This window comes from Trichormus variabilis 0441, from assembly GCF_009856605.1.
Lineage (GTDB): Bacteria > Cyanobacteriota > Cyanobacteriia > Cyanobacteriales > Nostocaceae > Trichormus > Trichormus variabilis.
This window is the reverse complement of record NZ_CP047242.1, coordinates 4,078,207-4,095,754: the sequence shown is the minus strand read 5'-3', so window position 1 is coordinate 4,095,754 and position 17,548 is coordinate 4,078,207. Positions and strand designations below refer to the sequence as shown.

At 44.7% G+C, this 17,548-nt stretch carries 12 protein-coding genes and 3 rRNA genes; 6 read left to right on the top strand and 9 right to left on the bottom strand.

The features are described from left to right. Positions 1 to 109: 109 nt before the first annotated feature. A complete protein-coding gene (locus GSQ19_RS16630; protein ID WP_011319048.1) occupies positions 110 to 1,000 on the bottom strand; it encodes an ABC transporter permease in 891 nt (296 codons plus the stop codon). A gap of 110 nt (positions 1,001 to 1,110) precedes the next feature. Here GSQ19_RS16630 and GSQ19_RS16625 point away from each other — a divergent pair, with 110 nt between their 5' ends. Continuing rightward, positions 1,111 to 1,572 (top strand): hypothetical protein, encoded by a 462-nt coding sequence (locus tag GSQ19_RS16625; protein WP_011319047.1) that lies wholly within the window; start codon positions 1,111 to 1,113, stop codon positions 1,570 to 1,572. A 47-nt stretch (positions 1,573 to 1,619) separates the two neighbouring features. Here the strand turns inward: GSQ19_RS16625 and GSQ19_RS16620 are convergent, their stop codons facing one another. From GSQ19_RS16620 to GSQ19_RS16600, 5 genes are all read right to left on the bottom strand, one after another. Continuing rightward, positions 1,620 to 2,018, bottom strand: coding sequence for a nuclear transport factor 2 family protein (locus GSQ19_RS16620; protein ID WP_041456204.1), 399 nt, complete (start codon positions 2,016 to 2,018; stop codon positions 1,620 to 1,622). A gap of 116 nt (positions 2,019 to 2,134) precedes the next feature. Next, entirely contained in the window at positions 2,135 to 3,523 is a 1,389-nt protein-coding gene (gene hisS / locus GSQ19_RS16615) for a histidine--tRNA ligase (RefSeq protein WP_011319045.1), read from the bottom strand. Positions 3,524 to 3,556: 33 nt separating this feature from the next. Next, on the bottom strand, positions 3,557 to 4,837 hold the full coding sequence (aroA, locus tag GSQ19_RS16610; RefSeq protein ID WP_011319044.1) for a 3-phosphoshikimate 1-carboxyvinyltransferase: 1,281 nt from the start codon (positions 4,835 to 4,837) through the stop codon (positions 3,557 to 3,559). A 197-nt stretch (positions 4,838 to 5,034) separates the two neighbouring features. Next, positions 5,035 to 6,456 carry an aldehyde dehydrogenase family protein gene (locus tag GSQ19_RS16605; RefSeq protein ID WP_011319043.1) on the bottom strand — a complete coding sequence of 474 codons (1,422 nt, stop codon included), beginning with the start codon at positions 6,454 to 6,456 and terminating at the stop codon, positions 5,035 to 5,037. A gap of 149 nt (positions 6,457 to 6,605) precedes the next feature. Next, entirely contained in the window at positions 6,606 to 7,358 is a 753-nt protein-coding gene (locus tag GSQ19_RS16600; RefSeq protein WP_011319042.1) for a red chlorophyll catabolite reductase, read from the bottom strand. Between the two features lie 647 nt (positions 7,359 to 8,005). Between GSQ19_RS16600 and GSQ19_RS16595 the strand changes: the two genes are divergently transcribed. Beyond that, on the top strand, positions 8,006 to 8,401 hold the full coding sequence (locus GSQ19_RS16595) for a hypothetical protein (RefSeq protein WP_011319041.1): 396 nt from the start codon (positions 8,006 to 8,008) through the stop codon (positions 8,399 to 8,401). A 140-nt stretch (positions 8,402 to 8,541) separates the two neighbouring features. On the opposite strand, the gene GSQ19_RS16590 is transcribed toward GSQ19_RS16595, so the two are convergent. Then, a complete protein-coding gene (locus tag GSQ19_RS16590) occupies positions 8,542 to 9,195 on the bottom strand; it encodes a DUF3386 domain-containing protein (RefSeq protein ID WP_011319040.1) in 654 nt (217 codons plus the stop codon). A gap of 102 nt (positions 9,196 to 9,297) precedes the next feature. Here GSQ19_RS16590 and GSQ19_RS16585 point away from each other — a divergent pair, with 102 nt between their 5' ends. The 4 genes from GSQ19_RS16585 (at position 9,298) to rrf (ending at position 15,074) form a co-directional block, all read left to right on the top strand. Next, the gene (locus tag GSQ19_RS16585; RefSeq protein WP_011319039.1) at positions 9,298 to 9,972 is read left to right on the top strand and encodes a LuxR C-terminal-related transcriptional regulator; all 675 of its coding nucleotides are present in this window, start codon (positions 9,298 to 9,300) and stop codon (positions 9,970 to 9,972) included. 318 nt (positions 9,973 to 10,290) lie between these two features. Continuing rightward, positions 10,291 to 11,779 (top strand): 16S ribosomal RNA (locus tag GSQ19_RS16580). 287 nt (positions 11,780 to 12,066) lie between these two features. Continuing rightward, positions 12,067 to 14,896: ribosomal RNA gene (locus GSQ19_RS16575) — 23S ribosomal RNA — on the top strand. A gap of 60 nt (positions 14,897 to 14,956) precedes the next feature. Then, positions 14,957 to 15,074, top strand: a 5S ribosomal RNA gene (gene rrf / locus GSQ19_RS16570). The 16S, 23S and 5S rRNA genes sit together here, the layout of an rRNA operon. Before the next feature lie 75 nt (positions 15,075 to 15,149). On the opposite strand, the gene recR is transcribed toward rrf, so the two are convergent. Together recR and GSQ19_RS16560 are read right to left on the bottom strand one after the other, a co-directional pair. Next, the gene (gene recR / locus GSQ19_RS16565; protein ID WP_011319038.1) at positions 15,150 to 15,707 is read right to left on the bottom strand and encodes a recombination mediator RecR; all 558 of its coding nucleotides are present in this window, start codon (positions 15,705 to 15,707) and stop codon (positions 15,150 to 15,152) included. Positions 15,708 to 15,962: 255 nt separating this feature from the next. Next, complete coding sequence (locus tag GSQ19_RS16560) at positions 15,963 to 17,531, bottom strand: alkaline phosphatase D family protein (RefSeq protein WP_011319037.1); 1,569 nt, start codon at positions 17,529 to 17,531, stop codon at positions 15,963 to 15,965. Positions 17,532 to 17,548 lie beyond the last annotated feature (17 nt).

The window sequence follows — 17,548 nt, the reverse complement described above, 5'->3', positions numbered from 1 at the left end:
TAATCTCTCAGTAATTAATAAAAAAGTCCATAGTCAGTTGTCAGAGACGCGATTAATAGCGTCTGTACAATTGTCCATAATCTAATGACTATTGACCAATGACCAATGACTATTTCCGATTTTCTCCTCGTAATCGAGGATTGACAAATTCATTTAACCCCTCTCCAAGTAGTGATAACCCTACTACCATGAATGTCATTGCTAAACCGGGAAATAGTGTAGTCCACCAAATCCCAGTGGGGAGTGCTTCTAGAGCTTGTTTTAAATCATGCCCCCATTCTGGTACTTCTTCCGGTAATCCTAGCCCTAAAAAACCCAAACCGCCTAGTACCAAAATTGCATCGGCGGCGTTGAGGGTGAAAAGTACGGGTACGCTTTGAATGACATTGAAAAACAGATAACGAGAAAGCACAATCCAAGTAGAAGCCCCCATTGCTTGCGCTGCTTCGATGAATACTTCAGTTTTGACGCTGACGGTGTGGTTACGTACAACGCGGTAGTATTGGGGAATGTATGCGATACTAATAGCGATCGCTGCATTTAAGATTCCTCTGCCTACTACAAACGCCAGGGTTACCGACAATAGCAGTCCCGGTAAGGTGTAGATACTATCCATGAGAAACAGTAACGCCTTGTCTAACCTACCGCCAAGGTAACCACTCACCATCCCCAACGGCACGCCAACTATCATACTCAGCGCCGTGGCTAAAATCACCACTTGCAACGCTGCTTGTGCGCCAAATAATGTCCGCGAAAAAACATCATGTCCTAAAAGACTAGTTCCGAACCAATGTTTGGCTGATGGTGCTTCTTGAGGAGTGTTAGCCAGAAACTCTCTAGGGTTCTGTATCCATCCCCAACTTTGCAATACAGGCGCGAAGAATGCCAAGAAGATGAAAAATAGGGTGATGGCTAACCCAATCAGCATTAATTTTTGGGAAAGGTTGGGCTTTTTGACAAAAAGTCCCCATTTTGGCAGTATACGTTTAGTGATGGTCATGAGCGATCGCCTGCATAGCGCAAGATACGCTGACCATTTTACATATCAATGTGAAGATTGGGGATTAGTGTATATTTATATTGTACTCGACGCTCTCATGAGGGCTGTCAATGAATAAAGTGTTGGATGAATCCCTTTCTCTAAAAGTTGCTGAAAGCATCAAAAGCAAGGCAAATAAGCCCTTTGATAATGCTTATAAAGCTGCATTAGCAACCCAAGGAGCAACTTATGTTCAAGGATTCCTGATTGCTGGTAAGCCATACAAACCCAAAGAACACGGTTGGATTGAGTTAGGGGATAGTGTTATTGACCCTACATTACCTCATCTGCATAAGAAGGCTGAAGAACTCTGGTATTTTGCTGCACAAAGTTTGAGTGTGAAAAAACTCAAAGCGGTGATAGAAGAATCAAAAGAAGATTATCCCGAAGACGACCCGTTACCCATTTATGGTGAAGCACCCTACGAATATTATGGTGATATCATGCTTGGTGGTCAGGAATACCTAGACGCTTATCAAGCCGCAGAGGCAAAATGTAAGGAACTACAAGCAATCCAAGCTCAAAATAATTAAATTAAGGTTGGGGATTGGGGAATAAATTAATTTTCAATAACCAAATCTTAATTAGATTTACCATCACTACCAAAATACTCTCGATAGCTACAAATTTTGTCGCCACGCACATCAAAAGAAACTGCTACGCGATTCTTATAAGGTTTTCCTAAAAATAGTCCCTCATCTCGAAACTCAAAGACTACTGTTGTTTCATTACTAGTCACACGGTCTAGGGATGATATTTGTATTCCAGTATGAAAAGACTCAGAAACATACGTAAAAAATTCTTTGGCTCTTTCCTTACCTACATTCAAGCCATGAAATTCCCCCATTGGAAACCAAAAGGTAAAATCTTCGGTTAGCATATCGAGAAATTTTTGCCATTCTCCCGTTGCTAAACCTTGAGTAAAAAATTCAAATCCTTGATGAGCGACTTTTAGAGTGTTATCTGAGTAGTGTGTCATCATTACTAAGCTATTTTGTTTCTAAGTAGCACAATCTATCTTGAAGACAGTCAACAGCTAAATTTAAGGGATGCGATCGCCTATGGTAGAGTGTAGGCTACTGTGCAATTTAAAATTTACGTTAGTCTGCGTTTAACTTCTTCCGGTAAATCTGCTAGTGCTACTTCTACTTGCTCACCAGACTTTAAGTCTTTGAGGGATGACTTTTGTGCTGCGGCTTCATCAGCACCGATGATGACACAAAATTGAATGCCTTGTTTATCTGCTGCTTGAAATTGCTTACCTAACTGGCGTTTCTCAAAGTTTGTAATTACATTCAGTCCTGCTTGACGCAACTGTTGCGAAACTTTTAAATAAGTTGGCATGAGGTTATCCTGCATATTTACTACCACTACCTGTGCTGGAGTAGGCGGTAAGGTGTTAAGAATACCTGCTTTCAGTAAGCGGCTAATTAAGCGAGTTAAGCCGATGGAAATACCCACACCTGGCATTTTCTCACCGATAAATGTGCCGACTAACTCTTCATATCTGCCACCCGAACAAATGCTCCCTAAAGCTTCGTGTCCTATCAGCGTTGTTTCGTAAACTGTGCCTGTATAGTAATTTAGCCCACGAGCGATCGCTAAATCAATACAAAAGCGTTTGTCAGGAACTCCCAAGTTACGCACGCCTGTAATTACTGTTTCTAATTCGCTGACACCTAGATTAAATTGCTCTGATTCTGGCAGGGTTTGTGAGAGATGTTTGAGTTTATCTAATACATCATCAACGCTACCATCGATTTTGATAAAGTCTATGATTTTTTGTGTTTGCTCTGGATTAATACCTTCTTTCTCTAACTCTAATTTAACTTTAGCTTCACCGATTTTTTCGAGATTATCGATAATGCTAATACAAGATTTAATTTGCGTTTCTGATATATCTAAAGATTGGAAAAATCCTGTTAAAACTTTTCGGTTATTGATGCGAATTAAAAAATCACCAATATGAACTGCTTCAAATATTTCGGTGATAATTGCCGGCATTTGAGCATCATAGAGCAAGCTGAGTTTTTCTCGTCCAACTACATCGATATCACATTGGCGAAATTGACGAAATCGTCCATCCTTGGCTCTTTCTCCGCGAAAAACCACGTCCATTTGATAACGGGCAAAGGGAAAAGTTAATTCATTTAAGTGACGGGCAATATAAGCTGCTAAAGGCACAGTTTGGTCAAATTTTAAGGCTCTGGCTTCTGAGCCTGTTTCCCCAGATTTATCTTTTTCTGCTTGGCGGTTTGGTGGCAGAATTGGGTCGATACCATAAATAATATTATCCCCTTGATTACCTTTAGCTTGTAGTACTTCTAAACGTTCAACTGCGGGAGTTTCAATAGGTGTAAATCCATAGCTTTCATAAACTCTACGGATGGTATCTAGTAGATATAATTCTAGGCGCTTTTCGCTAGGCAGAAATTCAGGAAAACCGCTAGGAGTTGAGAAGTTAATTTTGTCGTTTTTTGCCATGCGTCTATTTTTGTTAAATCAATTGACAACTGACTATTGCCCAATCATTTTAAAGAATCGAGTAAAGTAGTCGGGGAATGTTTTGGCTGTACAACCTGGGTCTTGAATCACAATACCGGGGGTCTTTAAGCCTGTAACTGCAAAAGCCATTGCCATTCTATGGTCGTGGTAGGTTTCGATGGCGGCTGGGTTGATGGGGGTTGGTTCAATTTTCATCCCGTCGGCAAATTCTTCAACTTTCACGCCTAAGCGACGTAATTCGGTGACAACGGCGCGGATACGTTCGGTTTCTTTGTAGCGGATATGTTCTACATTACGGATGATAACAGGTGAGTTGGCATAAGGGGCGATCGCTCCCAATGTTTGCACCAAATCCGACATATCATTCATATCAACGTCGATACCCTGTAATTGTTCTGGCCCTATCACTTCGGTGTAATCTTCACCCTCAAGCACCTGACAACCCATCTGTTCTAAAACATTCAGCCACAAAATATCACCTTGGCAAGATTGTTTAGTTAAATGGTTTACCCGCACTCTTCCACCAGTGACGGCTGCGGCTGCGAAAAAATAAGACGCATTTGAGGCATCTGGTTCTATAGTATAGTGTCGAGCTTGGTAACGCTGACCTGCTTTGATATGAAATTGATTGTCGTCGGTTTGGGTGACATCTACACCAAAATCAGCCATCAGGCGACAAGTCATTTTTACATAAGATTGGGAAACCAATGTACCCTCAACCTCAATGGTTGTATCTTGTTGGGCGTAGGGTGCAATCATCAACAAAGCGGAGAGTTGCTGACTGGTTTGGTTAGCTTTGAGGCGAAAATGTCCACCTGCAAATTGCTGACCATAAATAGTGTAGGGCATAAAACCAGAGTTGCCCTCAAAGTTAATCTTTATGCCACTGTTTTGTAGCACCGTTACCAAGTCACCCATTGGACGTTCTCGCATCCGGGGAACTCCATCTAAGCGATATTCGCCATTACCAAGTGCTACTAATGCCGTGATAAATCTTGCTGCTGTACCAGCTAAACCCACGAACAAATCTGCTTGTTTTGCAGGAATGTCGCCTCCCTTACCTGAAACTTGGATTTGCGCCAGATGAGGATTGAGTGTGATGGGAATACCCAACTGCTCTACACATTTAGCAAAATATTCACTATCTTCACTAAATAAGGCATTTTCTAAAGTAGAGTCGCCTTGTGCTAAAGCAGCAACAAGCAACGCCCGATTAGTGATACTTTTGGAACCCGGAATCTCTACTGTGGCATCCACAGGACGATTCAGAGCGGGGATGGCGATGGTATCCACTTTCAACCTCTATCTGGGTAGTCAGCTACAACTTATATATGTTCCCATATGATGAAGGTTGCTGGAACAGTCATATTTTTTGGTGTTTTTTTGATACACCCATCAGGCGCTCAACTTGTATTGATATATCAGGAAATGGTTGTGGTGGGCAATGCCCACCCTACGTATATTTCAGAAATCAAATACTATTCCTATATTCAATCTCCCTTATCAAACCACCAAGGATCACTAGTAGAGTTGGTTTTAATCAAAAATGCTTGTTTCCTCAAGAACCGCTTTAACCCGGCTGCACCTACACGCGAGCCACCAAGGCCAGAAAAGTTAAAAGCGTTTTTTTCTCCTTCGTGCATCATAGCAGTGAGAGCAGCATCATTAATACTGATAGCACCTGCATTTAATTGTCGAGCAACTTTTAAAGCTTCATCTTCTGAACCAGCAAACACCGCCGCACTTAGTCCATAAATTGTGTCGTTGGCTAAATATACTGCTTCTTCCACGTCGGGAAAAGGCATAACTGGCATAATTGGGCCGAAAGTTTCTTCAGTCATCACCTTCATAGAGTGATTGACATTAGTCATGACTGTAGGACGACACCACCAACCACCGCCTAATTCTTCGACTTTACCACCGCAGTGAATTACTGCCCCTTTCTCAACTGCATCTAAAATATGATCGTTAATAATTCCGGCTTGTTTTTCAGCGATGATGGGGCCGATCGCTCCATCTTCAACTAAAGGGTAAGCTAGTTGTAGACGATGGGCTTTAGCTATTAGTTGATGATAAAACTCTTCAAATTTAGATTCAGCTACGTAAATTCTTTCAATAGATAAACAAGATTGTCCTGTATTCACAACCGCGCCCCACAAAATAGCTGAGGTAGCTAACTCTAAATTGGCTGACTCTAAAACGATCGCCGGATCTTTGCCCCCCAGTTCCAGGTAAGCTGGAATAAAACGTCTAGCTGCGGTTTCTGCTACTTCTCTTCCTGTAGCTACACTGCCCGTAAAACATACAAAATCAACATAGTTAATCAAATTTGCTCCAGTTTCCCCGCCTCCCTCTACAAAAATTAAGACATCTCGCAACTCAGGAACTGTATTTAATGCCATTAACAGTGGTGCAACAAACCGGGGGGCTATTTCACTAGGTTTAACAACTACCGCACAACCCGCCAGCAATGCCGGAATCGTATCAATCATTGACAGCGTCAAAGGAAAATTCCACGGACTAATTACACCGACAAGGGGGTAAGGAACCAACGATTGTTGTAACGCAATAAACGGAATGCTAGTATTTTTCGCAGATGTTTGTAGTAGTTCTGGCGCTAAACCACACCAACGATCAATACTGGCAAGGAAAGAATCGATTTCTAATACAGTTATAGATAATCTGCCCGTATCATTTACCAAAGCTTCCGTTAGCTGTTCACGCCGAGAAAGTATAGCTTGCTTCCATTGCTGTAAAGTTGTGATTCTTCCTTCCACACCCAATTCTTGCCAACGAGATTGCGCCCGTCGCGCCCGGTTACATTGCTGTGCTAGCAACCTTGGTGGTGGCGGTATAATCACATAATCAAATTTTCCCGTCCGTGGATTACGAACTTCGATTGTTTTTGTCATTTGTTAGTTGTCAGTTGTAAAGCAGTGCGTTGGGGAGACAGCGCTGTGGGCGGCTTTGCCGACTTGAAGCGACTGTCGTCGGGTTGCCCGATTTGTAGCAACTGCTGTTAGCGTAGCGGTAGCGACGTTAGCAGCGTCACCCGTAAAGGTCAGTTGTCACCCCAAAGCGATCGCACTAATTTATCTGTCATGTATTCGCCAAATAGCTTCACAGCAATTTTATTATCCGGGTCACGTTCAGCGATCGCTCGGCGGACAATTAAATCACGTTGCGCCAATGCAGCACGTTCTGACTCTGGTACAGGTTCCGCTTCATCTACCCAACCCAACCAACGATCTATCATCTCATGAGCTGTTGAACGCAGGGTAGCAATTGTTTCATCTGTAATTTGACTAGTGTAACAAAGGCTTGTCTGTGATTGTACCTGACGAATATAAAGAGTTTTGCTGTGATATTGCTGAAAGCGGTCATCTTTGAGAAATGTTAAATATCTTTCGTTTGCAGGTTCATAATAACGGTCTAAATAATCTAAATCAGTCAACAAATCACTGCGACTGACATAATCCATGTAAAAGAATAAGTTTGGCACAGTAGCAAAAGCAAAAGCCAAATGAGGAACGCGAATCTGTGAACCTAACCAAACTGTTAAGTGCATATTGCAAAAACCTGAAATTGGTTCTCGCATCCAGGAATGCACCAGCCAATCAATTTCTGCACCAGAAAAAGTATTCAGCGAACCGTGTGCGGCTCCTACTTGAGCAGAATAATTTTGTAAATCTTTGGTAGACTCGTTTAGCCGTAGCTCAAAACGTGCGTCTAGTTTTTGGCGGAGTTCTTTGGTAATACTCCATAATTGCTCAAATCTGGCTGTATTTTCTACAGAGAGTTGCTGTTCAAGCATTGTTTGCAATCTTCCTTTTCATCAAGATGTATGCAAACAAAGTTAATTGAGACACAAAACGTCTACATCACGCTTGTGTTTGAGTTCCCCTCTCATCCTTTATACCGTTAGTAAGAATAATTTCTTAGTAGCATCATTATCTCTGTAAGCAATACCCACCCTAATTTTATTGCCAGGGTTTTATCTTACACTTGATGTCCCAATATATTTAGCTACAGCTATATGAGACGCAGATCTCGATATGATTGTACATCGCTAAAAAAATAGACTAAACCTCTGCGTACCTCCACGCTTTCCTCCATACTCCTCTGCGCTTAAAAAATCATTTTCGTGACCAACGCAATTAATTTCGTGACCAACACAATTAATTTTGTGACCAACACAATTGATTTCGTGACCAACACAATTGATTTCGTGACCAACGCAATTAATTTCGTGACCAACGCAATTAATTTCGTGACTAACGCAATTAATTTCGTGACCAACACAATTGATTTCGTGACCAACACGAACTTTTTAAGTATTAATACGAAACCAAATCAATAAACTTGTTAAATAAATCACAAATATTTGTAAATTTTACTGAACCTAAACTTAGTTTTTGTAAGTCAAGCTAGACTAGTAGCCAGCAAATAGGAGCGCATTTCATGTCTCGTAAAAAAGGTACATCCCCAATTCTCGAAAAAGCTGAATTAAGATCCTCTGGTCTTAAAGCAGTTGACCCTAACATGGATTTTGGGGAAGATCGCAACTTACAAAACATGACTCAAATCATAGAGCAATTGCGTGGTAAAATAGATGCTTATAATACTGCAATAGCCGTAATTAATTCATCCAAAACTGAGATTAAAGAGTTAGAAAAAACTTTAGGCGACCTCTGTGAAAAGATGTTGATTGGAGTCGCCTTTAGATATGGTAATAACAGTCGAGAATATGAAATGGCTGGTGGTGTCCGTAAAAGCGATCGCATTCGCCGCAGCACTCTCAGCCGCATAAAAGCTAGTTCAGAAACAATATCACGCAACACTTCTCAAAGTGCGTAGTTTAAACTTTTCCCCGACGCAAGAAGAGGTTTGGAGAGGGCTTATTCCGAATGTATATCACATTAAATAAAGGGAACACCTTAATTAGGTATCCCCTTTATTTATTATGATTGCACTCGTTAATATCTCAAGCACTCAGCTTAAGCAACAGGTGTCAGCAATTTAATGTTAGAGAAAGCGAACTCTTGAATAGCAATTTTACCTGCTGTTTCCGTACGAATCTCACGACGATTAAGAATGAAATAATTTCCCACTTTTTCGTACTCATCTACAAAATTGCTGACTCCGCCTCTTTGTTCCCCAGTTTTGGGTTCATGATACACAGAGTCATAAGTGTGAGATAAATAACCTTCTCCAGTGTCGTGAACACCAAAGGTATTAATAGTCACAACTACACCATGAATATGACGGTGAACGAGAGTAACAACATTATTTTGGACTTTATAGCGATCGCCTTCAGCCTTACCGCCCATCAAAATTTCCACTTCCCCATTCTCGTCAGTCGCACCATAACGGAAAGTGTTTGCACCGTGAGTTTCTTCAAAGGTACGGCGGACACGGTGAATCGCAATTTCCCAAGCTTGACCGTGAATAGCTTTCTTAGCCGATTCGTCATCTACACCCAAAACTTCTGCCTTGAGTTCGGCATTAACGATAACTTGGCCAGTAATAACTTTATCGTCATCCTTAAAAGTAATATCTGCTGAATACCCAGGAAAATCCTTATCCCAGGTGTAACGGTTGTCATAAGCAGCCCGGAAAAGTTCCTGAGCAGAGAGTTGTGTAACTGTCATGTGCTTCTCCTAGCGCGATTAGTTATAGTCGCTTTTTAGTTTTGCTGGTATTAGCATAGAAGTAATTGTTGAGTCCCGCATAGACCCCAAACGGGTACACTTATGCCTACTTCTCTACATGATGTATTTCATGCGATCGCCAACATCCGTAATGAGCAAGAATTACAACCAACGCTCATGGATAAAATTGGCGAATATTTTGGTGTGCAACATTGGGGCATCTATTTAATAGATAGTGAATCAAAACCTGATACCGAAACACAGAGCATCCCCGCCGTCTGCCTGGAAAGTAACCCCGTAGGTCGTTATGTAGTCGAACGCCACGCCCCCGCCCATGAACAACTGATCCTCACCCCAGAAGACTGGAAAGACTTCTGCCCACGCCACGACCACGGACACGTCATGACCGGGCCGATAATTTGTGACGGTCGTCTCATCGGCACACTCAACTTCGCCCGCGACAAAGGAAAACCAGCCTTTACCGCCAATGACTTAGCCGACCTCAGCGCCCTTTGCATTCATTTATCAGCTAAGCTCGCTACCCTAAGAACAAACCCCAACATATTTAAATCCTCCACAACCAATCCTTTAACACCCCGCGAACTACAAATTGCCGAATTAGTAGCACAAGGACTAACCAACGCAGAAATCGCCGAAAAGCTATGGATTACTCAAAACTCCGTGAAACAAGCCCTTAAAAGAATGTTCCGCAAACTTGGAGTGTCAGCCCGTGCCGAAATGGTAGCCAGACTGCAAGACCAGCTAATTCATAGATAAAATAAAAAATTAGAAAACTTTAAGTGCTACAAGCCTTACCTATTAAGCTTTGTAGCCTTTCTATGCTTTAACAACGTTGGCAATTTAGAAAAAAAATTGAATTCCCCCCTTGACGAACATAAAAATACTCGCTATTCTAGTTTAAGTGTTGAGGCGAGAGAGCCGAGACAACCGAACCGAGAAAAAAGAATACTTTGAAAGCTTAGAAATAACCAATCCTCGTCAAATGAATTGGTTTTGGGATTTCCCAAAAACTTAAGAAATTATAGCAAGGAATCTGAAAAAGAGATTTTTCAGGTAACAAACTCGAAACACAACAAAACGGAGAGTTTGATCCTGGCTCAGGATGAACGCTGGCGGTATGCTTAACACATGCAAGTCGAACGGAATCTTCGGATTTAGTGGCGGACGGGTGAGTAACGCGTGAGAATCTAGCTCTAGGTCGGGGACAACCACTGGAAACGGTGGCTAATACCGGATGTGCCGAAAGGTGAAAGATTTATTGCCTAGAGATGAGCTCGCGTCTGATTAGCTAGTTGGTGTGGTAAGAGCGCACCAAGGCGACGATCAGTAGCTGGTCTGAGAGGATGATCAGCCACACTGGGACTGAGACACGGCCCAGACTCCTACGGGAGGCAGCAGTGGGGAATTTTCCGCAATGGGCGAAAGCCTGACGGAGCAATACCGCGTGAGGGAGGAAGGCTCTTGGGTTGTAAACCTCTTTTCTCAGGGAATAAGAAAGTGAAGGTACCTGAGGAATAAGCATCGGCTAACTCCGTGCCAGCAGCCGCGGTAATACGGAGGATGCAAGCGTTATCCGGAATGATTGGGCGTAAAGCGTCCGCAGGTGGCACTGTAAGTCTGCTGTTAAAGAGCAAGGCTCAACCTTGTAAAGGCAGTGGAAACTACAGAGCTAGAGTACGTTCGGGGCAGAGGGAATTCCTGGTGTAGCGGTGAAATGCGTAGAGATCAGGAAGAACACCGGTGGCGAAAGCGCTCTGCTAGGCCGTAACTGACACTGAGGGACGAAAGCTAGGGGAGCGAATGGGATTAGATACCCCAGTAGTCCTAGCCGTAAACGATGGATACTAGGCGTGGCTTGTATCGACCCGAGCCGTGCCGGAGCCAACGCGTTAAGTATCCCGCCTGGGGAGTACGCACGCAAGTGTGAAACTCAAAGGAATTGACGGGGGCCCGCACAAGCGGTGGAGTATGTGGTTTAATTCGATGCAACGCGAAGAACCTTACCAAGACTTGACATGTCGCGAATCTTCTTGAAAGGGAAGAGTGCCTTAGGGAGCGCGAACACAGGTGGTGCATGGCTGTCGTCAGCTCGTGTCGTGAGATGTTGGGTTAAGTCCCGCAACGAGCGCAACCCTCGTTTTTAGTTGCCAGCATTAAGTTGGGCACTCTAGAGAGACTGCCGGTGACAAACCGGAGGAAGGTGGGGATGACGTCAAGTCAGCATGCCCCTTACGTCTTGGGCTACACACGTACTACAATGCTACGGACAGAGGGCAGCAAGCTAGCGATAGCAAGCAAATCCCGTAAACCGTAGCTCAGTTCAGATCGCAGGCTGCAACTCGCCTGCGTGAAGGAGGAATCGCTAGTAATTGCAGGTCAGCATACTGCAGTGAATTCGTTCCCGGGCCTTGTACACACCGCCCGTCACACCATGGAAGCTGGCAACGCCCGAAGTCATTACTCCAACCATTCGTGGGGGAGGATGCCTAAGGCAGTGCTGGTGACTGGGGTGAAGTCGTAACAAGGTAGCCGTACCGGAAGGTGTGGCTGGATCACCTCCTTTTAGGGAGACCTACCCAACTGAGAATCGAAAGCACAGAGCAAATAGATGAACAGATGGTCTACTCTAGGTCGGTCGAGATTGGTAAAAGCTTTCAAAGTATTACTTGTTCCGGTTTTTAGTTTACTTACGTGTATAGTTTATCTAGATAGAAACAATCCAGCAACTAACGGAAGTTAGACTGCTGGGTGAAAACCTAGCCAGAACCTTGAAAACTGCATAAAAACGCGATTAGATTAGCAGGCAGACACAGACAAACTGTGAATGCAGGATAAAACCAAAGAGAAAGTGGTCAAGCTAATAAGGGCTAATGGTGGATACCTAGGCACACAGAGGCGAAGAAGGACGTGGTTACCGACGAAATACTCCGGGGAGTTGGAAGCAAACTATGAGCCGGAGATGTCCGAATGGGGCAACCCTAAATACTACCTGTTGAATATATAGACAGGAAAGAGCCAACCCAGCGAACTGAAACATCTTAGTAGCTGGAGGAAGAGAAATCAAAAGAGATTCCCTGAGTAGTGGTGAGCGAAAGGGGAAGAGCCTAAACCAGTTGGTTTACTGACTGGGGTAGTGGGACAGCGATATCGAATCTAGAGATTAGACGAAGCAGCTAAATACTGCACCAGAGAAAGTGAAAGTCTTGTAGTCGAAAATTGAAGGATAGTAGCTGAATCCCGAGTAGCATGGGGCACGAGGAATCCCATGTGAATCAGCGAGGACCATCTCGTAAGGCTAAATACTACTGTGTGACCGATAGTGAACCAGTACCGCGAGGGAAAGGTGAAAAGAACCCCGCAAGGGGAGTGAAATAGAACATGAAACCATTAGCTTACAAGCAGTGGGAGTCCGATTAAACGGATGACCGCGTGCCTGTTGAAGAATGAGCCGGCGACTTATAGGCACTGGTAGGTTAAGACGAGAATGTCGGAGCCAAAGGGAAACCGAGTCTGAAAAGGGCGATAATCAGTGTTTATAGACCCGAACCCTGGTGATCTAACCATGGCCAGGATGAAGCTTGGGTAACACCAAGTGGAGGTCCGAACCGACCGATGTTGAAAAATCGGCGGATGAGTTGTGGTTAGGGGTGAAATGCCAATCGAACCAGGAGCTAGCTGGTTCTCCCCGAAATGTGTTGAGGCGCAGCGGTAATGATTATAGTCGGGGGGTAAAGCACTGTTTCGGTGCGGGCTGGGAGACCGGTACCAAATCGAGACAAACTCAGAATACCCGATGGACACATTGCCAGTGAGACGGTGGGGGATAAGCTTCATCGTCAAGAGGGAAACAGCCCAGACCACCAGCTAAGGTCCCCAAATCATCGCTAAGTGATAAAGGAGGTGAGATTGCCTAGACAACTAGGAGGTTTGCCTAGAAGCAGCCACCCTTGAAAGAGTGCGTAATAGCTCACTAGTCAAGCGATCTTGCGCCGAAAATGAACGGGGCTAAGCGATGTACCGAAGCTGTGGGATTAACTAAACATTAATCGGTAGGGGAGCGTTCCGTAGTAGGAAGAAGCAGTAGCGGCAAGCAGCTGTGGACGAGACGGAAGTGAGAATGTCGGCTTGAGTAGCGCAAACATTGGTGAGAATCCAATGCCCCGAAACCCTAAGGGTTCCAGAGCCAGGTTCGTCCACTCTGGGTTAGTCGGGACCTAAGGCGAGGCCGAAAGGCGTAGTCGATGGACACAGGGTCAACAATCCCTGACTATGGTATGGGAGCATTGCTAGGGACGCATGAAAGATAGCTACGCCCTGATTGGTTTGGGAGGAGTTTACGAACTCCGAGTAGTGAAGGATAGTGTCAAGAAAAGCTAGTAATGTGATGAACATATCGTACCCGTACCCGAAACCGACACAGGTAGGGAGGTTGAGAATACCAAGGGGCGCGAGATAACTCTCTCTAAGGAACTCGGCAAAATGGCCCCGTAACTTCGGAAGAAGGGGTGCCCACCGATGAGGTGGGTCGCAGTGAAGAGATCCAGGCGACTGTTTACCAAAAACACAGGTCTCCGCAAACTCGTAAGAGGAAGTATGGGGGCTGACGCCTGCCCAGTGCCGGAAGGTTAAGGAAGTTGGTCAGGGCGAAAGTTTGAAGCTGACGACCGAAGCCCCGGTGAACGGCGGCCGTAACTATAACGGTCCTAAGGTAGCGAAATTCCTTGTCGGGTAAGTTCCGACCCGCACGAAAGGCGTAACGATCTGGATGGTGTCTCAGAGAGAGACTCGGCGAAATAGGAATGTCTGTGAAGATACGGACTGCCTGCACCTGGACAGAAAGACCCTATGAAGCTTTACTGTAGCCTGGAATTGTGTCCGGGCTTCGCTTGCGCAGGATAGGTGGGAAGCGATGAAGTATTCCTTGTGGGGAATATGGAGCTAACGGTGAGATACCACTCTGGCGAAGCTAGGATTCTAACTTATTTCCGTGATCCGGAAAAAGGACAGTTTCAGGTGGGCAGTTTGACTGGGGCGGTCGCCTCCTAAAAGGTAACGGAGGCGCGCAAAGGTTCCCTCAGCACGCTTGGAAACCGTGCGGCGAGTGTAAAGGCATAAAGGGAGCTTGACTGCAAGACCGACAAGTCGAGCAGGTACGAAAGTAGGCCTTAGTGATCCGACGGCGCAGAATGGAATGGCCGTCGCTCAACGGATAAAAGTTACTCTAGGGATAACAGGCTGATCTCCCCCAAGAGTCCACATCGACGGGGAGGTTTGGCACCTCGATGTCGGCTCATCGCAACCTGGGGCGGAAGTACGTCCCAAGGGTTGGGCTGTTCGCCCATTAAAGCGGTACGTGAGCTGGGTTCAGAACGTCGTGAGACAGTTCGGTCCATATCCGGTGCAGGCGTAAGAGCATTGAGAGGAGCCTTCCTTAGTACGAGAGGACCGGGAAGGACGCACCGCTGGTGTACCAGTTATTGTACCCGCAGTAGACGCTGGGTAGCCAAGTGCGGAGCGGATAACCGCTGAAAGCATCTAAGTGGGAAGCCCACCTCAAGATGAGTGCTCTCACTACACCAAGTAGGTAAGGTCACGGGCAGAACACCCGTTTATAGGCTCTAAGTGGAAGTGCAGTAATGTATGAAGCTGAGGAGTACTAACAGACCGAGGGCTTGACCTCACAATCTTTGGTATATCGCGTTTTTTGCAGTCTTCAGGGTTTTCTGACCCAACAACTTTTCCTGGTGCCTATGGTGCAGTGGAACCACTCTGATTCCATCCCGAACTCAGTTGTGAAACGCTGCTACGGCTACGATAGTCTAGGGGTTGCCCTATGCCACAATCGCTCGGTGCCAGGTTCTATTTTTACGAAAAGGCGCTCTCGTTATTAGAGAGCGCCTTTTTGTTTTATCTATAGTTAATCTAGTTCATAGTTAATCTAATTCTCTGCGTCCTTCTAAAGCTCTTGCCAGTGTAATCTCATCAGCGTATTCTAAATCTCCCCCTACGGGCAAACCAAAGGCAATTCTTGTCACTTTAGTAAATGGTTTCAATAGTTGACCAACATACAATGTTGTGGTTTCCCCTTCGACGCTGGGACTAATTGCTAAAATCACTTCTTTTGGTTGCTGTTGACTGACCCTCCGCAACAAAGGAGTTATGGTCAACTGTTCTGGGCCAATTCCATCCATCGGCGAAATCACCCCACCCAGGACATGATACTTACCTTTGAATTCGCGGGTTTTCTCTAGGGCAATCACATCGCGGGAATCTGCTACTACGCAGATAGTATTATTTTCACGGTTAGGATTGCGGCAGATTTCACAAACTGGTTCAGAAGATAAGTGAAAACAGACAGAACACAAGCCTATCTGCTTTTTCGCCTCAACTAGAGCTTGTGCTAAAGCTTCTACTTCAGATTCTGGTCGCTTCAAAATATGCAAGGCTAGGCGCTGGGCTGTTTTGGGACCAACTCCAGGGAGGCGTTGCAATTGCTCAATTAACCGTGCTAAAGGACGTGCGTAAACCGTGGTTTTGTCTCCAGAATGCTTTTACTTTAACTATGATGGCATTTTTAAACAATTTTTGATGTCAATTATATTGATTAAAACCGCGTAGGTTAAAGTTTGAGAAGCGATCGCATTTATATCACATCACTAACCAGTAACGTAAGAGATAGATATTCTAGCTAAAAGAAAAAGAGAGGAAAAAAGCAATTGCTAAATCCTCTCCTAAAATCCTACATATCACGCTGTTTTTGCACCTGGCTGCCCGTTTTCTACCACAAAGGAAGCGAGGGTGCTAATAGAAGCATTCTCTTCAAGGATGCTGGACACCACACGGTAATCAGTTTGCCAACGTTCTCTAGTTAGTTGGCAACGAACATAACCGCGATAAGCACCATCGAAGAATTTTGTATGGGGGTTGTTGCTCAAAGCTGCTCTAACTGGTGCAATGGAATTTGTAGGAAAGCTAGAAGTAATGGAAGTACCCACAAACTCAGTCCCTACGGTTGCTGACAGTGGATTATTAAAGTCAGCTTTTAAATCATGTACCCAACTGGAATGGATATCTCCAGTAATTACTACTGGGTTTGAGGGTCTACGCTGTGCGAAAAAACTCAAGAGGCGATTACGAGCCGCGACATAACCATCCCATTGGTCAACGTTGAAGACTTGGGAATCGGGACGAGCATCAAAATCAAATTGACCAAGCATTGTTTGTTGAGCAATTATATTCCAGCGTGCTTTTGATTTGTCTAGTCCTCTGAGTAACCAACCTTCTTGTCTTGCACCTGTCATGGTGGCGGCTGCGTCTAAAGCTGCGTTACACAGTGGCTTGAGTCCATCATTACAAGGTTGGTCAGTCCGGTATTGGCGAGTATCTAAGACATTGAACTCAGCTAAATCCCCAAAAGTTAACCGTCGATATAGCAGCATACTAGATTGCTTGGGCAAGGAGGATAGGCGCAATGGCATATGCTCATAGTAAGCTTGGTAAGCATTGGCTCGTCGGCGCTCAAATGCTTGCCGACTCTGGTTATCTTCGGGAATGAAGTTGGCATAGTTGTTATCTACTTCATGGTCATCCCAAGTAAAAATCCAAGGGAAGTTAGCATGAGCTGCTTGTAAATTTACGTCAGTTCTATACAAAGCATAGCGGTTTCGGTAATCGCTAAGAGTAACGATTTCTGGGCCGATATGCTGACGTGGCGCACCAGAGCGAGGCCCATACTCATAGATGTAGTCACCTAGATGCACAACTAAGTCAAGGTCTTCTTCAGCCATGTGTTTGTAGGCTGTGTAAAAGCCATTCTGCCAATCTTGGCAAGAAGCAAAGGCGAAATTAAATTTTTGAATAGAGCTATGAGGTGATGCGGCTGTACGTGTACGTCCTTTGGGGCTGACTTCATTACCTACTTTGAATTGATACCAGTACCAACGATCAGGCTCTAGCCCACGGACATCAACGTGTACTGAGTGAGCTAGTTCGGGTGTTGCTAAGACTGTTCCTTTTTGTACAACCTGTGTCATATTTTCATCCCGTGCGATTTGCCACTGCACAGGAACATTCACTGGTGACATACCACCGCCGTTGACTGGATCTGGTGCTAGTCTTGTCCATAACACCACGCTATCAGGTAAGGAATCTCCAGAGGCAACACCTAGACTAAATGGATAGCCAGAAAATCTTGTTTGCGCCATCACAGGATGCCATTGACTGGCTACTACTAACCCTGTGATTAGTCCTGCACCCAGTAAAAAATTCCTGCGTTTGCAATGGGTTGCAAGGAAGTTGCGATTTATTAATTCCATATTTACCCCTACTAAGA